Origin of the sequence: Sphingobacterium phlebotomi (assembly GCF_008180195.1) — a bacterium.
GTDB lineage: Bacteria > Bacteroidota > Bacteroidia > Sphingobacteriales > Sphingobacteriaceae > Sphingobacterium > Sphingobacterium phlebotomi.
Window position 1 is genome coordinate 879,730 of the sequence record NZ_VTAV01000001.1, and the last position, 18,561, is coordinate 898,290.

An 18,561-nucleotide genomic window follows, 5' to 3' on the forward strand; every position below is an offset into this window, starting at 1 on the left:
CAATCCTTGTCGAACAGTAACAACAACAATATGTTATGAGATATAATTTAATACTGCTACTTATGCTTGTTACGATAAGCAGTAGCGCTCAATCAGCACACTCATCTCATGAGCAAAAAATGGGTAACCCACAAATAAATGTAAATGAGGGCGAGACGGAACAACAAAAGGCATACACCTGTCCAATGCATCTAGAAATACTCTCCGATAAACCGGGAAACTGTCCCAAATGCGGGATGAAGCTTGTTCCTAAAAAGATGGAGGGTAACGAAAGCCACGGAGAGATGAATATGAACAAGCAAGCCCAAGAAAATGTCCCAATGCTTCCAGAGAAGATAATTGGTGGCGGAAAGGTTGTAAAATACCATCTGTATGTAAAAGACACCGTTGTTACCTATGGCGGAAAATCCAAAAGAGCTATCGCAGTTAATGGACAGATACCGATGCCCACATTGACATTTACGGAAGGGGACACGGCAGAGATCATGGTACACAACCTTATGGACGAAGCCACATCCCTGCATTGGCATGGTGTAATGCTGCCCAACAAAGAAGATGGTGTTCCTTGGCTGACCCAAAAGCCCATTGAGCCAAATTCTACCTATACGTATCGCTTTCCGATAATCCAACATGGTACGCATTGGTACCATTCGCATTCCGGCATGCAGGAACAGATAGGTATGTATGGTTCTTTCATAATGAATAAACGTGAGGGTGATCCCACATTCAGGAAAGGTATTGATGATCTGCCTACAGTTCCTTTGATTTTAAGTGAATGGACAAATTTAAATCCAGACAATGTCCACCGGATGCTTCATAATGCCAATGACTGGTTTGCAATTAAGAAAGGGACGACCCAAAGTTATCTGGAAGCTATAAAAGAAGGACATTTTAAAACGAAAGTTACAAACGAGTGGAAACGTATGCTTGCGATGGATGTCAGTGATGTTTATTATGATAAATTTTTGATCAACGGCGCAGATGGGCAGCAACTCTCACAATTTAAGGCGGGAGACAAAGTTCGGTTGAGGATCGCTAATGGTGGTGCTTCATCCTATTTTTGGATCAATTACGCAGGTGGAAAGATTACCGTCGTTGCCAGTGACGGGAATGATGTCGAACCGGTTGAAGTGGATAGGCTGATCGTAGGGGTTTCGGAAACTTACGATATCATCGTTACCATTCCTGAGCCAAATAATTCCTATGAGTTATTGGTTACCCCTGAGGATCGCACCGAATCTGCATCGATTTATATCGGCGAAGGAAGGAAAGTACCACATCCCCCACTTCCGAAACTTAAATACTTTGAGGGCATGAAGATGATGAACGATATGATGAAAATGAACGGGGACATGAAGGACATGGGGATGAAAATGAGTCTCCAAAAGATGGACATGAATTCGGTAATGTATCCCGAGATCACAGGTGATAAAAATGGTAATAAAGCGATGGGTAAAATGGAAATGGACTCCTCAATGGATCACTCAGCCCATGATATGTCAAGTTATGACATCGTTACCTTAAATTACGACATGCTTAAATCACCGTACAATACCGAACTGTCAAAAGATCAACCGCTAAAAGAAGTGACCTTTACGCTCACAGGGAACATGAATAGGTATGTCTGGAGCATGGATAACAAGGTTCTTTCCGAAGTGGATAAGATTCCTGTCAAGAAAGGAGAAATTCTCAGGATTAAACTGTTCAACAACTCCATGATGCGGCATCCAATGCATCTCCACGGATTTGATTTCCGTGTCCTAAATAGTAATGGAATACAGTCCCCGCTAAAGAATGTCATTGACATCATGCCTATGGAGACGAATATCATTGAATTTGCCGCCAATACCGAGGGTGACTGGTTCTTCCATTGTCATATTATGTATCATATGATGGCAGGTATGAACCGGGTTTTTGCAGTAGGCGATTATCAAAACCCAAATCTGCCTAACAAAGAAAAAGCATATAAAAAACTGCAAAAAGAGAGCAATGGATGGCATTTTATGGCTGAGAACGACTTTGCTACAAATGGTAACGACGGGCAGGCAATGCTTCAAAATACACGCTGGAAACTTAGTACCGAATGGAGATTAGGTTATAATAATCGCCATGGATATGAAACTGAAACGCACTTCGGTCGATATATCGGAAAAATGCAGTGGTTTATGCCTTTCGTAGGCTTCGATTGGAGATATCGGGAATTTGGCAGCCATGAGATCGAAAAGAATATGTTCGGACAGAAAAACACGAAAAATAAAAGAGCCAAACTAAGTGCAGGTTTCGTTTACACTTTACCTATGCTGGTCGATTTTCAAGCTGAGGTATATTCAGACGGTATTGTCCGCCTCCAATTAGCAAGGGAGGATATCCCTTTGACTGCAAGATTGAGAGGGGCATTTATGGTAAATACAGACAAAGAGTATATGGGTGGTCTAAAATACATTTTGACCAGAAACATTGCCGCTACTACCCATTATGACAGCGATATGGGCTGGGGGTTCGGATTGAATTTGTCCTATTAAGTTTGACTTTCTATGAGGTCGGATTTAGAATCCGACCTCTTTTGATGAATTAAAAATGTTACTTAATGAGCAATTATTACGAAGAAATAATAAAGAAACTAGAAGATGAAATAAAAGAGGTGTCTCTTGAACTGGATGGTTCCATAGCTTTGTATGAAGTTATTATCGAGTTGATATTATCGAGACTTTCCGAAATAAAGGAATATACACTAAAAAATGGCTTTGATAGTATAAATGAAGAGATCCACTTTTTCAAATATCAAAAACCAGTCATTGTTGCAAAACTCATTTACTATAACGCTATCTATAAAATAGAGACAAAAAAACCTAATGATATAAAAGCTATTAGGAAATACATTAATGGTGAGCTAAGGAAACTTAAACGGTATTTTGAGAGTAACCTTGAATTCTATAAATATTACCGAACAGGCAGTTCATTTGTAGATGAAAAGTTATTTGTTCGGGGCAAACACGATATAAAGTTAAGTTTGGACACGGTTTATTTTGAAACCGACCACCGGTTTTCTACATCCCACGATTATAAGGCGGCAAAAATAATTGCCAATGACCTGATTCAAGTTTATCTCGAAGACCAACTTCACAACATAATCTATAAAGATAAATCAATAGACCTACCAACATTAAGTTGGACGGGAAGCAAAGCGGCTTTAACGGAATTGATTTACGGACTGCATTCTCAAGCCGTCTTCAATAATGGGAATACAGATATTATAACCATAGTCAGATTTTTTGAAAACAGTTTTAATGTTGATTTGGGCGATTTTTACCATACATTTTTGGAACTCAAAGCAAGAAAGCTGAACCGAACGAAATTCCTTGACAGCTTACGTGATGCTTTGATTAAAAAAATGGAAGAACAGGACGAAATATAAAATCAAAAGACGATTTTGTCGATCATTATTCGGCGAAGGAGCCAGTCCATGAGATAGAATTAAAGCCTTCGGCAACTCCTTTTAGGGTTCGTGCTCAGAGGCTGAAAGCCTCGAGTGCGAACCCTAAAAGGAGTGATGTGACACAGTTCAGTTTACACTACCGTCCATTTTCCTCTTTCCCTAACTATCGTTTACAAATGGAAACGGTCCTGAAATTCTTTACCCAGTTTGAATTCATTGGAGGTTTTTAGACTTCTACCAATAATGAGATTATACCGCCGTTGCCATTTGCTCACAAGCTTCTGCGCATTTGTAGCAAGCATCCGCACACTCTTTGCAATGTTGCATATCATGCTTAGCACATTCATCTCCACACGCTCTACAAATCTCCGCACATAGCTTGCAAAGGTGACGGCTATATTGGCTTCCCAAACTCATGAGTTCGGCTGCGGCTCTACATATGGCTGCACATTCCAGATCAAGCTGGATACATCGAGCCATCATTTTTACATTGTCCTCTTGCAAGCAAGAAGCTGCACAATGGTTACAAGCTACAGCACAGGCGTAGCATTCGTCAATACATTTTTGAAATTGTTGATGTGACATAATTTTATTGTTTAAAGTGAGAAATTATTTATCTATTCTTATTAGCTAATAACCAGGTTTGAATCTCCGAGATTTCCTGATCCTGTTTTTCAATAATATTTTTTGCCATTGTCTGCATAGCACTTTCGTGTCCGTAAATAAGTTCCAATCTTGCGTTTTCAATTGCATTTTGATGATGCTGAATCATCAACATGGCAAAATCGTGATCCGTGTCTCCATTAATGATTTGGAGATCTGTCACTCTGCCTGAGCGTTCCATATTTTTCATCTGCTCTGTAACAAATTCGGGAACATTTAGATGCGGTACGTGACCATTGAGAAATGTGGTTAATTCTTGAATCTCAGCCTTCTGGTCTTTAATTATTTTCTGGGCCATCTCCCTCATTTGCGCATCATCGCCGGATTGCAGTTCCTTATTTGCCATGTCGATCGCTCCCTGATGATGCATTCGCATCATCAGAGCAAAAGCATTATCAGGGTCGGGGGGCATTTGCATGGCCATCATCTCATCCATCATGTTGTGCATGATAGTCATCATTTCATTGTCATCGTGATTCTGGATTTTGATTTTGTTGATATCGTCCTTATCGCACGCTTGGATAAATAACAGTATTCCTGCCATTGCCATTATTTTTATCGCTAATTTCATAGATGTATATTATTATTATCAATTTCCTTTTCTCTTTTAATAATGAAATGTTAAAGACTTTTTTTGATAGAACACATAGACAGAACAACATACAATTCAATTTGTTTAATTTTTTGGATTCAAAACGAGCTACAGATAAGATATGTGGGTGTAAGATTATTTCTGTAATGTAGTGGTTTATGCTACTATTTATTCATCAATTTTGAAATGAATCACAGTCCAGAAATAAATTGAACGAACCTGAGATGTTGTGATTAGGAAAATGTATGAATGGGTAAATGTTTTTACAATACTCCCCGTGACATATAAATACTTTTTGTCGGTACTACGCTTTCCATAGCCTTTGGATTTTCTTGCTGCTTTTCGACTTGTTCTGTAGACTTTTCTATTGGTTCCGGAGTGATAGATAACTGTATTTTCCGCTCAATTGCCGCCAACTCCGTTTTGAGTTCGCTAAGTCGGTTTTCTTTTGTCCACGTACCATTGATTACTTCCTTAAGTATTGGAATGTTTTTTTGGAAATCTGCCATATTCTCCTGTTCTTTTCTGATATAGGTGGGCAGCTTTTCCAATGCTTTAATAAAATTTAGTGAAGCTGTTTCGGGATCTTTTGCCATTACACCATTGTTGAATGTATATTTGATAGTACCCTCACCTTGAATAAAAAAACGGTTTACACGAATATCCACCCCCTCTTTTTGCGACATTTCCGTTTTTACCAAAAGTTGAAAGCCATACAGATTACCGATTTCTTCATAATCCCCACCCGTTCGGGATTTGTCGGCAAGCTGATTGAGCTTTGCACCGATTTGTTTTATATCCGCATTGGGCGACAAACCGTCTAATTTAATAAGGTTGGCAACGGAACCGTCAGTGTTTTTTTGGATACGTCCCTGCAAATTATTCCAATCAAGGCTCATACGGTCATAGCGGGATTGGGCTTTTCCAAGTTCTGCCTCATAATCTTCCAGTTTGTACTTGGCACTTGATTTTGAACGATTGAACGATTGCCTTTCGCTTTCCAATCCGGCAATCTGTTTCTCTATTTTAGCTTTGTCCAAAAGGTCGGTATTGCCCATAAGGATAGCTACATATTCCGAGAAATTCATACCCGACTTTTCATCCATACCACCTTCGTCAATCGTCCGTTTACCAAGATTGTTGGATTTTAATTGGTCAATAAATAGCTGTTTGTTGTGCAGCAGGTTGAACTTATAACTATCCAGCGATTTTTCAACGGCATAGATGATTACATCCACTTTATTGTCGTTAAAATGCTTGGCAATCTCATTGCCTTTGCGGATAGCCCTACCGTCCCTTTGCGCAAGGTCGGACGGTCGCCACGGCGTATCTAAATGGTGTACGGCAACGGCTCTTTTCTGTGCGTTCACACCTGTACCGAGCATACTCGTAGAACCGAAAAGGACACGGATTTTGCCCTCGTTCATTCCTTTGATTAGCTCTTTTCGTTGCTTGTCATTCTTCGCTTCCTGTATAAAGCGGATTTCGTGTGCAGGTATGTCGTGGTCTTCCACGAGCTTACGTTTGATTTCGGAGTAGATATTCCACTGATTTGGCTTGTATGTTCCCAAATCCGAGAAGATGAACTGCGTGCCTTTCTGTGCATTGAATTTATTGTAATATTTAGCAATATTATCTGCACAATGGGAAGCTTTGTTATCGGCGTGGTCTTGGTAATGGGGGTTTACCATTCGCATATCCAAAGACATCTTTCGGGCGTAGTCCGTAGCGATAAGCATTTTTGCTTTTTCTTCTTTTTTAGATAGCGGTTCTCTGCCAAGTAATTCCCCTTTGCCTGATTTGGCAAACTCCATCAGCTTTTCAATAAACTTCTCCTGGTCTGGAGTTGGAGGTATGTTGTAAAATATCTCGTTCTTTTCGGGACGGTCTATTCCAATCATTTCGGCGGTACGGTAATCCGTGATTTCGGAGTAGAATTGAGCGAGTTCCGGCACTTTGATAAAGTAGCGGAAACGCTCTTTTGCCACGATATTATTGGCGACCGAAAACTCATAATCGGTTGTTTTCTTTGCATAGATTGCCGCCCACGCATCAAAGGAATTAATTCCTTGTTTTTCCAATGCTCGAGGTCGCAGGTATTTGAACAACAGGTACAGTTCCGTCAATGAATTGCTAATGGTGGTACCCGAAAGAAAAGTTGCACCCATATCCGCATTGGTTCGTTCTTGAATGGTGTGGATAGCAAAAAGCAGGTTAATTGCCTTTTGGCTTCCCTGTTGATTGCCCAATCCCGCAACTCTCGAATGCCGTGTGTTGAACATCAGATTTTTGAATTGGTGGCTTTCGTCCACAAACAAGTGGTCAATACCCATCATCTTGAAATCCACTATGTCATCTTTGCGGTTTTCAATATCGTGCGCGAGGGTTTTAAGCTTTACTTCGAGGTTTTCTTTTTGTTTTTCCGCTCCGGCAAGCATCCCCCTGGTTATTTCATTGCCTTGGCTCCGTAGGAAGTCAAGGTTTTGTTCTACACTGTCCAGTTCGATTTGGAGAATTTCCTTTTGTATTTCGGGCGATTGGGGTATCATTCCGAATTGATCATGTGTGAGTATTACGCAATCCCAATCGTTGTTTTTAATATCACCGAAAATCCGTAACCGCTTTTGGGGGGTAAAATCATCAATGCCCGGATAAAGTATTTTGGCGTGAGGATAGGCGGTGCGGTAGGCTTCGGCAATTTCAGGTATATTCGCTTTCAGCCCGATAATCATCGGTTTGTGGACCAGTCCCAAACGCTTCATTTCCTGTGCACCCGTGCACATTATCAACGTCTTTCCGGCACCTACTTCATGGTCGCAGATAGCACCGTTGTTGAGCTTTATCATCCAGACTGCATCCTTTTGGCTTGAATACAGTTCTTCAATACCCAATGCTTTTCGGTCCAATCCCGGAAACTCCTGATGGGAGCCGTCGTAGTTCGGTCGGACAAAACAGTTGAACGTGTCGTTGTATTGGTCAGTCAGCCTTGTCTTGAACTCATCGCTTTGGGCGTGGAGCCAATCGGTAAAGGAGGTTCGAATTTCGTCAATCTTGCTATTCGCCATCTGTATGGCTTCCATATCCCGTACCTTGACATCCTTTCCGTCAACCTGTACCGTTTTGGAAACATCAGGCGTGGTATTGACAAGGGCGTGTTTGAGCAGGGCAATCCCGTCATACGTCCGGCTTTGGCCTTTGACCGCATATTTATCCCATATATGGACGTTTTTCTGTTTGCAGGTAACGGAAAAATCATCGGCACTGTCCGAATAGTGGATTTTTACATCTGCATCGAACAGGTGCGAAGCAAATCGGGCGTAGATGCCTGTGGGTATCCAGCGTTCGCCCAGATTAAAATCGAGTTCCTCAAATTCAATACGTCTTGGTCGGGCTTCTTCCAAAACGGCAAGGCTTTCTTTGGCTTCTGTATCAGCGGAATTGTTTTCGATGTAGGTTCTGACCTCTTGGGCTTTCTCCACCACGTTGCCCGCAATCCAGCGTTCGGCTATTTCGTATTCCCTTTGGAGTGGATTGTAATAAATACGACCTCGGAGGGCTTCTTTCAGGGTATCGGCAGGCATACCACTGGTTTTGGACATATAGTCCAAATCCACGCTACCGTATTGGTTCAGCGAAGCCGCTAACGCTTCATCGGGATTGTCCGTTGCTATGGTTACGGTAGAAAAACTTACAGGACGACTGAATATATCTGCCTTGTGTACGACGCCACCGACAACACGCTCCAAATAGGGCATTTCTTTGCCTACACTGTCTGTTTTGATGAGCTTGATATTGTCCGCACTGTTGAGATTTCCGTACCTTTTGACAAAAGCATCGTATAAGCGGTTAAGGTTTTCCCTTTCTTCCTTGTGTTCTGAATGTTTCTCGGCTTCTTTTTGGTAGAGGTCGATATAGGTATCACGAACTTGGATATATGCTTCGGCTCTTGCTTTTTGCAAAGACGGTAACTGCAACGGGTGGAATATTGCCCTTGCATCACTTTTATCCACTTCCTGCAAATAGCCGACCCAACCGTTATCTACGACAAGGCAATCGTTACGGTGAAACTGTTGGAGTTCGTCACTGTACGGAGCAGGTTCGGGAACAGTAGCAGGTACGGTACCGGCTGACTTATCGGCTTGGCCATTACCGTTTGCCTGTGAAAATAAATCGCCGATTGTTTTCTGTTTTGTGCCATTGGTTTGTAAGGTTTTATTGACCGTGCCGTTTGATGCTGGAGATGTATAGGACTGTTGCATCGCTCCGCTAAAGAGGTCGGTTTGCCGACCTCTTGGGGTACGTTTTCTTTTTGTCGTTTGTCTTTTGGCTTGGGTGGTTTTCTTTGGCGGGGTAATAACCGCTACGGTTTCATTTACATTTTCAAACAGGTCGAAAATGCTTAGCTGTTTTAATTCCTGCTGGCTTTCCTGTACAATGGCTGGTGCAGTAAAACGCGGTCGTTCGGGTTGTATGATTTCGGGTTCAGTAGCCGGAGGTGCCGGCGTTGGCGTAATCGGAATTTGTACGATAGGTTCATCGTTGCTTTCGCCTTTGTACAAATCAAAATTCAGGTGCTTTCCAAAATCTTCGGAAAGCATTTGCTTCAAATCTTTGGCAATCCCCGCAACACCGTCTTTATGCGTATAGATAATTGCAGGTTTTCCGTATGGGTCGGTATCTATCTTACGGTCGGTATGTATGACCCTCGTACCGTCACGGAAAAAAGCATTGCTTGAAGTATCGTATTTGGTCTGCCTGCTTTGGCAAAACAGCTCTTCCAATTCGCTCAGAGGTTGTTTTGCCGTATTCTTTTGCAGGATAATCAGGTCGCTTCCGACTTCTGTACCTGCATATTCCGTGAACAGGTTGTTTGGCAATCGGACAACCGACACCAGATGGTTGCTTTTCATTAACGCCCTACGTATCGGCTCATTGTTGGGGCTGTTTAAAATTCCTTGCGAAGTAATAAATACCTGCAAACCACCCTCACGGAGCATATCGTTTCCTTTCAAAAAGAAATAATTGTGTATGCTACGGGCAGCCTGTATTTTTGCGGGGTCTTTGCTTCGGGAAAACGTAAGATCGAACACGGAAGTATCGCCAAACGGAATGTTGCTTGCAACAACATCATAGCTATTTTGTTCCTTTTCGGGGATTTCCTCAAAACCGCTCACACGGATATTGCTTTCGGGATAGAGGTGTTTTAGGATTTTGCCTGTCAGCAAATCTTTTTCATAGGCAGTTACTTTGGTTTGTTGGTTTTCGGAAAAGGATTGTATAAACGAGCCGATACCTGCGGAGGGTTCAAGGAATTTCTGAATATTTACATCGCTTTCCCGCAGGGTTTCGGAAATTGCATCAATTACCTGTGGAGGTGTATAAAAAGCCGTCAGCACGGAGCTTTTCATACTGTCCACGTATCGGCGGTATTGCTTATCGTCTTCGGACTTTTCTTTGAGCAGTTTGTGGAGTTCCAGCGTAATGGGGAATAAATCGTGTTCGGTTTTCCTCCAATGGTTGATATCTATTTCATTTGCTATGGGGTTCAATACGAATTTAAGACCGCCAAATCCGCTGTATTGTTTCATTGACAGTCTTTCACCCACGGTAGCGTTTCGTTGCTCTTTTTCCAATGTAAAGGCAATCCGCAGGGCTTCGATATTGTGCAAGAGATGCTGCCGTTTACTGAAGCCCATTTTCCTCAATCCATATTGCGATGGTTCCGGTTATCTCGGTATAGAGCAGGTCAAACTCATAACCGTAGGCAAAATCATCGGCTAGTTCATATTGGGCGAAAACATTCTCGCAAACAGGGAACATTTTCAGAGCGAACCGCCGCAGTTCCTCGTCTGCCATTAGGGTATCGAACTCATTGCATACTACCTGAAAAACCATATCAAACTTGGAGAAGTGCAAACCCTCAAAGAGTATGTAATTCGCTATCTCATTACATTGCTCAATGGCATTGCCGGAACGGAACGCATCCTCATAGGCATTGGCAGCCCACGAGGAACGCTGGTCAATAAATTTTTGGTTGCTGGCTTTTTCAGGGAAACTACTGTTCAGGAGTTCCTGTAGTCGTAAACGGAAATACGACAGGTCTTTTTGCTGTGTACTCATAATAAAATTTTGTTTAGAATTTTGCGTAAAACCTAAAATTAGAGCAGGGAGCAAGAGCCTTTGAAGAAGTGGCAGGGTTTGGCTTCGGGAGGCAGGATTTGGCAGAACAGTGTTTATTCAGATATCGTTATAGAGTTGTCCACTTCATTGACATATACGTCCGACCCATCAAAATCATCATCATCGTTTTGGGAACTTTGTCTTGTAAAAAGCTCCAGTCTGTCAACTTGCCCAAAAAGCCGAACAATACGCTTTCTGATTTTGTCAGGTTTTTCGGATTGTCTTCCACGGGGAGATATAAGCACCTGTGGAACATCTCTTGCATGTCTTTCAAGAGGTTTTCCCTTTGTGAACAGTAGGACGATTTCTGCATTTGCCCGTGTAATATATCCCATTCCAATAAAAACCCAATCATTGTTCCTGTTCGTTTTTTTTTCTTGCAACGGCTAAGGTATCAGCGAGAAGAAAAGGTCGACTGAAAGTGGCAGAGTTTGGCTTTGAGAGGTAGGGTTTTACCACACATAAGATTATTAAAAGAATTGATTGTTTTTTTACAAACCATATTATATCTAAATTTATTATCGTAATATTGCGATATATAAAAAACAAAGCATGGGACTTACTAAATCAGAAATATTCACGGACGAGCAAAACAGATTAGCTTCTCTATTTAAGGTTCTGGCACACCCTGCAAGGGTTGCCATACTTCAATATATCATTAACCAGAAAGCCTGTATCTGTAATGATCTGGTCGAGGAATTGGGATTGGCACAGGCTACGATTTCTCAGCATTTAAAGGAGTTAAAGAGTATCGGCATCATTCAAGGCACAATCGAGGGTAAATCTGTTTGTTATTGCATCGATAAAAATGTTTGGAAAAAAATCCAAGCAGATTTTAATTCATTCTTTGATCAGGAAGTAAAGGTAAACAAGTGCTGTTAGCCGTGTTTTTTTAATATTTAACATCGCTATATTACGATACAATATTTTAATAAATCATTTCAAAATTCAAAAACAATGAAACTATCAAACATCAAAGAAATCTTACCAACATTGGACAATGTTGAATTTCAATTAGCGGACGGAACATTTGTCCCCAAACATTTCCACGTTACGGAGGTAGGTATTGTTACAAAACATTTTATTGATTGTGGCGGAACGATCAGAAATAAAAAGGTCGTCAACTTCCAGTTGTGGAACGCCAACGATTTTGAACACAGGCTAAAGCCGACCAAACTATTGAACATCATCAAACTGTCCGAAGAAAAATTGGATATTCAAGATGCCGAAATAGAAGTGGAATACCAAAGCGAAACCATTGGCAAATACAATCTGGATTTTAACGGAAACCATTTTGTACTGAAAAACAAACAAACCGCTTGTTTGGCAAGTGATGCCTGCGGTATTCCTGCCGAAAAACAAAAAGTAGAATTATCAGAGCTGAACAGTGCTTGCTGTTCGCCTAATTCGGACTGTTGTTAAACCCTATAAACCAATCGTAATGTACAAGAATTTAGCTGAAACCATAAAGGGAATATCTGATGTTCAGACCGTAAGCGAAGAACGTAAAACCATATTGCAACCCTTGATAGACTTCGTACAACAAAAAGTAAGCAACGGACAGGTAATAAATCTCAATTTCATCTGTACACACAATTCACGAAGAAGCCATTTATCGCAGGTTTGGGCACAGGTGGCAAGTGTATATTACCATATCCCGAATGTATATTGCTATTCGGGCGGTACGGAAGAAACGGCATTATTTCCGAAAGTAGTGGAAACATTGAATGAACAGGGTTTTTCTGCTTTCAAAATTTCGGAAGCGGACAATCCTGTTTATGCTATTAAGTACAGTGAAAATGCTTTGCCGATTATCGGTTTTTCAAAAAAGTACGATAGCCCTTTCAATCCTGTATCGGCATTCACTGCCATTATGACCTGTTCACAGGCAGACGATGGCTGTCCTTTTATTGCAGGTGCAGAAAAGAGAATACCTATCACATTTGAAGACCCGAAGATTTCAGACGGCACAACAGAGCAGACAAAGATATATGCGGAAAGGAGTTTGGAGATAGCAACTGAAATGTTCTATGTTTTTTCAATGATTAAAAAATAACCAATGCAACCAAAACTAAAATTTCTTGACCGTTACCTTACCCTATGGATATTCCTTGCTATGGCATTTGGCGTAGGATTAGGATATTTCTTTCCCAACATTTCTAACGTAACAGACAGCTTGTCCGTAGGAACCACCAATATCCCGCTGGCAATAGGTTTGATACTGATGATGTACCCGCCATTGGCAAAGGTGGATTATACAGTATTGCCCAAAGCGTTTAAGGATAAAAAAGTAATTGGAATATCTTTATTCCTCAATTGGGTAATCGGTACGGTAATGATGTTCGGGTTAGCCGTTCTGTTTTTAAGGAATGAACCCGATTATATGACGGGATTGATTTTGATAGGATTGGCAAGATGTATCGCAATGGTAATTGTATGGAGCGACCTGGCAAAAGCCAACAGGGAATATACGGCACTATTGGTAGCGTTGAACAGTGTCTTTCAGATATTGAGTTACAGTTTTTTGGTTTGGCTTTTTATCAACGTATTGCCGAGTAAATTAGGATTAGCCAATTTCAATGTAAATGTATCAATGAAAGACGTTACCGAAAGCGTGTTGATATACTTGGGTATTCCTTTTTTTACAGGTTTCGTGAGCCGATATGTTCTTATAAAATCAAAAGGCATTGAATGGTACAATAGAAAATACATACCGGCAGTATCACCTATTACACTTTACGCATTATTGTTTACCATTGTACTGATGTTCAGTTTGAAAGGCGACAAGATATTGGAGTTGCCAGTGGACGTGATTAAGATAGCCATACCGCTAATCATCTATTTTGTATTGATGTTTTTCGTGAGCTTTTTTATAAGCAAATCCCTGAATGTTCCTTATGACAGGAACGCGTCCATAGCATTTACAGCCACCGGGAACAATTTTGAATTGGCCATAGCCGTAGCCATTGCGGTTTTTGGTATTCATTCTCCACAGGCATTTGTTGGCGTTATCGGACCATTGGTCGAAGTGCCTGTACTGATACTATTGGTAAGGGCAAGTTTATGGTTGAAGAAGAAACTATACTAAGTTGATGTAAATAACTTAGCGGGATTTTAGAATTGTCAAGAAACTAAAATTAAACCCTCTGAATCCGGAGCGTTTATTGTTTGTTCAAGATGTGAAGCATCCTGCCCACCTCAATATCCATTCGGGAAAATGCAAACCATTTTTTGCCCAGGTCTTTGAGCGAAGCCCCTATATGGTAAAGCTCCGCTTGGTCTATTATCAAAAATCGGTCGTGGGTATCGGAGAAAACCTTAATTTCAATCGGGAGGTATTGGCTGTTGTACCGTTTTATGTCCAATTGTAGCTGATTGCTGATTGCTTTGGTGTAGATTGTTGCGGTTACATTTTGTTTTCGCTTACCCAATATCGTTAGTACCGTATCGTCCACATAATTATCAAGCAGGATAATGGACCTTTTTGCATTTCGGATAATATCGGAAACAAACGTATAGGCATCAAAAATCTGTCCGTTGTAGAAAACACCTTTTTTACTGTGGAGCTTATCACTTTCCAAAGCCTTAAAGATTTCCTCAAATTTTTGATCGGCTTGTAATTGCTTCAATTCAATTTTATCCAAACGATGAAACAGCGAAGCGTTGCTGATAAGCATCTTGCGCATTTCTACAAAGGCGTTCATAATCTCAATGCTGACCTTTACGGCAATATCACTACGCAGTAAAGCGGACATCATCGCCACCCCTTGCTCGCCGAATGCAAAGGGCAGGTAACGGCGTCCACCCCGCCCAACGTTTGAGGTGCCAAATTGGTACCTCAAAGATTTAGCTTCCTGTTCGGTAAGTTGAAAACAGAAGTTTTCGGGGAAACGGTTCTCATTTCTTTTTAAAACCCTGTTGAGTGCTTTGGTTTCTACCTGATAGAGCATTGCCAAATCAGCATCTAGGATAACTTGTTTATCCCTAATAGTGTGGATAAGCGGTGCAATCTCTTTATGTGATATAAGATTGGTCATTATCTTTTTGACTTTTTGTTTCTCTCAAATTCAAAAGAGCTTTGGGCATTGTCATGCAACACGATATAAGCATCGAATTTCTTTCCGGCTTTACTTTTCATTCCTTTGATAAGTGAAGTTTTACCATTATTGACAAGGCTTGTTATGTCGGCTATGCCAATCTGCACACCGCAAACATTTCTAAACTGTATCCATTTACAGCTTTCGTCAGGACATTTGGCAATCTTATCACGGATAATAAGTTGCTGATTTTTGCATTTCGGACAGGTAAGTTTCGGCAGGTTTATACTGGAGATGGAAGTTTGTAGCAGTTCTTCGGTAATGGATTTCGCATAGGTTTCCATTTCGCTTAGAAATACGCTTGCATCTACTTCGTTGATTTCGATTTTCTGTAAAGCCAGTTCCCATTCGGCAGTCATCATTACGTCCGAAATTTTTTTGTCTTTCACTAATCTATATACCAGTAATCCTTTTTCGGTCGGGATCAAGGATTTCCTTTCCCGTTGGATATAGCTACGGGTAAACAGCGTTTCAATTATTGCCGCCCGTGTCGCTGGGGTACCTATACCGATGTTTTGCAGGACTTTCCGTTCTTCCTCGCTTTCGATTTCTTTGCCTGCGTTTTCCATTGCCGACAATAGTCCGGCTTCTGTATAAAGCACAGGCGGTTTGGTTGTCTTTTCCAAAACGGAGGCTTCTTTTATTTTCAACTCATCGCCCGTTTTCAGTTCGGGTAGATCTTGTATGGGTTCGTTATCTTCGTCCGAAAATGTTCCTTTGATCGAACGCCAGCCCGCTTCCAAAACTTTACAGCCTTTTAGCATAAAATCGTAGTGTGATACTTCCAATGCTATATCCGTTATTTCTTTAATGCAAGGCTGAGAGATAGCTTCGAGCAGTCGAAAGGCAATCATATCATAAACCTTTGTTTCGTCGGCATTGAGTGCAGACGGCACTTTGTCCGTGATGAGTATTCCGTGGTGGTCTGTTACACGCAGGTCATTCACGACACGTTTATTGAAGCGACCCCATTTTAATTTAGAAATAGCTTGCTTAAAGTTATCATTGTCCTGTAACGCTCTTACAAGATTAGGTATCTCACTCCACATATCTTCGGGTATATATTTGCTTCCGGTACGTGGATAGGTAATAAATTTCTTTTCATAAAGGTTCTGGGCAATATTGAGTGTTTGCTCTGCCGACAGGTTCAGCTTTTTATTGGCTTCTTTTTGCAAGCCTGTGAGATCAAAAAGCAAGGGGGGTTGCTCCGTGGTGTTTTTGTTTTCCACAGATATGACCGTTGCGGTTCCGTGTCTTTGGACCAGTCGTAATGTATCTTCCGCAAGCTTTTGTTCGTTCCATTTGGTTTTTGAGATACTCTTAAAATCAATATCCTCTTTGCGGTGCAATAGCTGAATTTGCCAATACTTTTTAATAGCGAAATTTTTATTTTCCAGATAGCGTTTACAAATCAAAGCCAATGTAGGTGTTTGCACCCTGCCCAGCGAATAAATGCCGTTGCCAGCGGCTATACTCAATGCCTGTGTCGCATTGATGCCGATCAGCCAATCGGCACGGCTTCTGCCTTGTGCAGCCTGAAATAAGCCGTCAAATTCTTTACCGTCTTTCAGGCTGTCAAACCCTTGCTTGATTGCTTTTTCAGTAAGCGAGCTTATCCAAAGCCGCTGAAAGGGCTTACGGCATTTCAGATATTCATAAATGTACCGAAAGATAAGTTCACCCTCACGACCTGCATCGGTAGCTACGATAATACTGTTGCTTTTATGGAATAGCTCCTTGATGACTTTCAGTTGCTTTAATGCTCCAGTATCGGCTGTATAACCTTTGTCTTTTTTGACCTTACGAACAGTCAAAATAAACGGATTCGGGAGTATCGGCAAGGAAGCCTTGTCAAATCCCGAAATCCCATAATCTTCGGGCATTCCCAAACCGATAAGGTGTCCGAATGCCCACGTAACGAAATAGCCATTGCCCGTTAGATAACCGTCCTTTTTTTCGGAAACACCCAACAAGCCGGCTATTTCCCTTGCTACGCTTGGTTTTTCTGCGATAATTGTTTTCATACCTAACTCACTTTCCTACCCTTTGATTTTGCAGGTGCTTTGGGTTTGTTCTGTTGCTCCTGTTGCTTTTCGTTTTTCGGTCTTTGCTGCCCTTTCTGTAGAGGCTCTTTGATATTCTTGGTCGCTTCGTTGGTCTTGCCCTCGGAATTGACGGCAATCTGCGTTTTATGGGCTTCTGTAGGTTTTATCCGTTCCTTGTATTGGTTGGGAAACTCAAAGTTGGTTTTTCCTGTTTCCTTGTTGAATGTGATATAGCCGTTATAAGTTTGCCCTTTCTTATCGACCAAATTCGGAATGTAAACTGTTTGACCGTCTTTGAACTTGTTGTATTGTTCATCCTCCAGTTCCTTTCCCCTAAAGGTTTTCGGGGCTTCCTGCGACCTGCTTTGCTGATTGTCCTGTTGGCTGTTTTGGGTTTGCCTGTTATTTTTGCTTCGGTCAAACAGAAATTCCACATACCGTTTATCCGCATTGAACTGTACGTTTGCATCAAAGGGAGTACCTTTTGTAGAAATCATTCCCTCAATGAACAGGGGTTTGCCCTCCACTAAGGTTTGTTTTTGTTCGTCATTTAGTTTTATACCTTTAACCTCATCGGGGATTTTGATGAAATCTGTTTTCAAAGCAATCAGCTCATTGGTAAGCCGGTCCACACTAATGATGGACGGCATCAATTCGCCTGTTTTGGAGTTTATCAGATCGACCACACGCCCCATATTGCCTGTTTGACGTAAGTTCTGTTTGTCCTCGTCCGAGAACTTGTGTCCGAAAAACTCAAAGTTTAAGTTGGGTTCACGCCTGATACCGTGTACCGCTGCCACAACGTCCCCCTCCGGGGTGGACTGTAAAGACAAGCGGGCATCTGTACGGACGACCGCACCGCCAAGATTAACGCTTATAGGTACAAGCTCATTGGTCTTGTAACCCCTCAATAGTGGGTCAAGGAGGTTCTTTTTCTCAAGGTATTCCTTGCTTAATCCGAGATTGTTCATTGTTTCCCAATCAATCTGTTCCGGCTGGAAGCGGTACTCGCTTGTTTCCGGGGTTGTCTCTGTTTTTGCCATATCATTTTTATTTTCTTGTTTTTGCTCTTGTTCGGGTTCATTTTTCACTTCATGCTTTTCCATTTTCTTTTTGCCTTCGGCAGTTGGATTGTTTATCTGATTCTGAAATTCTTTTGCTTTCTCTACGGCTTCGTCAGCCGAAACTTTGAAAAGAGCAAATTTGGTAGGGTCTTTTAACTGCCTCCAAAAATTGGAAAGGAAATTGGTCACGAAATCACCGTGTTTATCCACCCGCATGAACTCGCTTTGGTTCTTCTTCGTAGGGTCAACCGTTTCCATTTTTCCGCTTTTGTCAATACTTTTTACAGCTTGGATTTTCATTTTTTCTTTATCCAGCACTAAAAGTATATCCGATAACTGTTCGGAAGCAACCTGTTGGTTTTCTGTTTCTTTTTCTTCACTCATAATCTGAAAAGTTTAAAGTTTTATTGCCGAAAGTAAATGAAGCAGTTACTGCATCGCCCGAAGTGGCAGTCAAAGGCAGTATTTGGCACGCATTGGCGTT

14 protein-coding genes are annotated in these 18,561 nt (G+C 41.4%); 6 read left to right on the forward strand and 8 right to left on the reverse strand.

What is annotated here, in order from left to right:
* Positions 1 to 35 precede the first annotated feature (35 nt).
* The gene (locus FXV77_RS03375; RefSeq protein WP_187443985.1) at positions 36 to 2,522 is read left to right on the forward strand and encodes a multicopper oxidase domain-containing protein; all 2,487 of its coding nucleotides are present in this window, start codon (positions 36 to 38) and stop codon (positions 2,520 to 2,522) included.
* 65 nt (positions 2,523 to 2,587) lie between these two features.
* Positions 2,588 to 3,415: an RteC domain-containing protein gene (locus FXV77_RS03380; protein WP_002993221.1), complete on the forward strand. Its 828-nt coding sequence runs from the start codon at positions 2,588 to 2,590 to the stop codon at positions 3,413 to 3,415.
* A 270-nt stretch (positions 3,416 to 3,685) separates the two neighbouring features.
* On the opposite strand, the gene FXV77_RS03385 is transcribed toward FXV77_RS03380, so the two are convergent.
* The 5 genes from FXV77_RS03385 to FXV77_RS03405 form a co-directional block, all read right to left on the reverse strand.
* A complete protein-coding gene (locus FXV77_RS03385) occupies positions 3,686 to 4,021 on the reverse strand; it encodes a four-helix bundle copper-binding protein (RefSeq protein WP_002993225.1) in 336 nt (111 codons plus the stop codon).
* 28 nt (positions 4,022 to 4,049) lie between these two features.
* Entirely contained in the window at positions 4,050 to 4,670 is a 621-nt protein-coding gene (locus tag FXV77_RS03390; RefSeq protein WP_148917770.1) for a DUF305 domain-containing protein, read from the reverse strand.
* Between the two features lie 284 nt (positions 4,671 to 4,954).
* Positions 4,955 to 10,387 (reverse strand): N-6 DNA methylase, encoded by a 5,433-nt coding sequence (locus tag FXV77_RS03395; protein ID WP_148917771.1) that lies wholly within the window; start codon positions 10,385 to 10,387, stop codon positions 4,955 to 4,957.
* Positions 10,374 to 10,811: a DUF1896 domain-containing protein gene (locus FXV77_RS03400; protein ID WP_002993229.1), complete on the reverse strand. Its 438-nt coding sequence runs from the start codon at positions 10,809 to 10,811 to the stop codon at positions 10,374 to 10,376. The genes FXV77_RS03395 and FXV77_RS03400 overlap by 14 nt, the downstream gene beginning before the upstream one ends.
* Positions 10,812 to 10,938: 127 nt before the next feature.
* Complete coding sequence (locus FXV77_RS03405; RefSeq protein ID WP_222867687.1) at positions 10,939 to 11,226, reverse strand: hypothetical protein; 288 nt, start codon at positions 11,224 to 11,226, stop codon at positions 10,939 to 10,941.
* A gap of 197 nt (positions 11,227 to 11,423) precedes the next feature.
* Here FXV77_RS03405 and FXV77_RS03410 point away from each other — a divergent pair, with 197 nt between their 5' ends.
* The 4 genes from FXV77_RS03410 to arsB all read left to right on the forward strand — a co-directional run bounded on the left by FXV77_RS03410 (position 11,424) and on the right by arsB (position 13,959).
* Entirely contained in the window at positions 11,424 to 11,753 is a 330-nt protein-coding gene (locus FXV77_RS03410) for an ArsR/SmtB family transcription factor (protein ID WP_003010092.1), read from the forward strand.
* 75 nt (positions 11,754 to 11,828) lie between these two features.
* Positions 11,829 to 12,293, forward strand: a complete 465-nt coding sequence (locus FXV77_RS03415) for a DUF6428 family protein (RefSeq protein ID WP_148917772.1) — start codon at positions 11,829 to 11,831, stop codon at positions 12,291 to 12,293.
* 19 nt (positions 12,294 to 12,312) lie between these two features.
* The gene (locus FXV77_RS03420) at positions 12,313 to 12,927 is read left to right on the forward strand and encodes a low molecular weight phosphatase family protein (RefSeq protein ID WP_002993237.1); all 615 of its coding nucleotides are present in this window, start codon (positions 12,313 to 12,315) and stop codon (positions 12,925 to 12,927) included.
* 3 nt (positions 12,928 to 12,930) lie between these two features.
* On the forward strand, positions 12,931 to 13,959 hold the full coding sequence (arsB, locus tag FXV77_RS03425) for an ACR3 family arsenite efflux transporter (RefSeq protein ID WP_148917773.1): 1,029 nt from the start codon (positions 12,931 to 12,933) through the stop codon (positions 13,957 to 13,959).
* A gap of 73 nt (positions 13,960 to 14,032) precedes the next feature.
* Here the strand turns inward: arsB and FXV77_RS03430 are convergent, their stop codons facing one another.
* From FXV77_RS03430 to FXV77_RS03440, 3 genes are read right to left on the reverse strand one after another with little or no spacing between them, the layout of a single operon-like run.
* The gene (locus FXV77_RS03430; RefSeq protein WP_148917774.1) at positions 14,033 to 14,908 is read right to left on the reverse strand and encodes an ORF6N domain-containing protein; all 876 of its coding nucleotides are present in this window, start codon (positions 14,906 to 14,908) and stop codon (positions 14,033 to 14,035) included.
* Positions 14,908 to 16,992: a type IA DNA topoisomerase gene (locus FXV77_RS03435; RefSeq protein ID WP_148917775.1), complete on the reverse strand. Its 2,085-nt coding sequence runs from the start codon at positions 16,990 to 16,992 to the stop codon at positions 14,908 to 14,910. Before FXV77_RS03435 ends, FXV77_RS03430 begins: the two co-directional genes overlap by 1 nt.
* Before the next feature lie 2 nt (positions 16,993 to 16,994).
* Positions 16,995 to 18,461 (reverse strand): DUF3945 domain-containing protein, encoded by a 1,467-nt coding sequence (locus FXV77_RS03440; RefSeq protein ID WP_148917776.1) that lies wholly within the window; start codon positions 18,459 to 18,461, stop codon positions 16,995 to 16,997.
* Positions 18,462 to 18,561 lie beyond the last annotated feature (100 nt).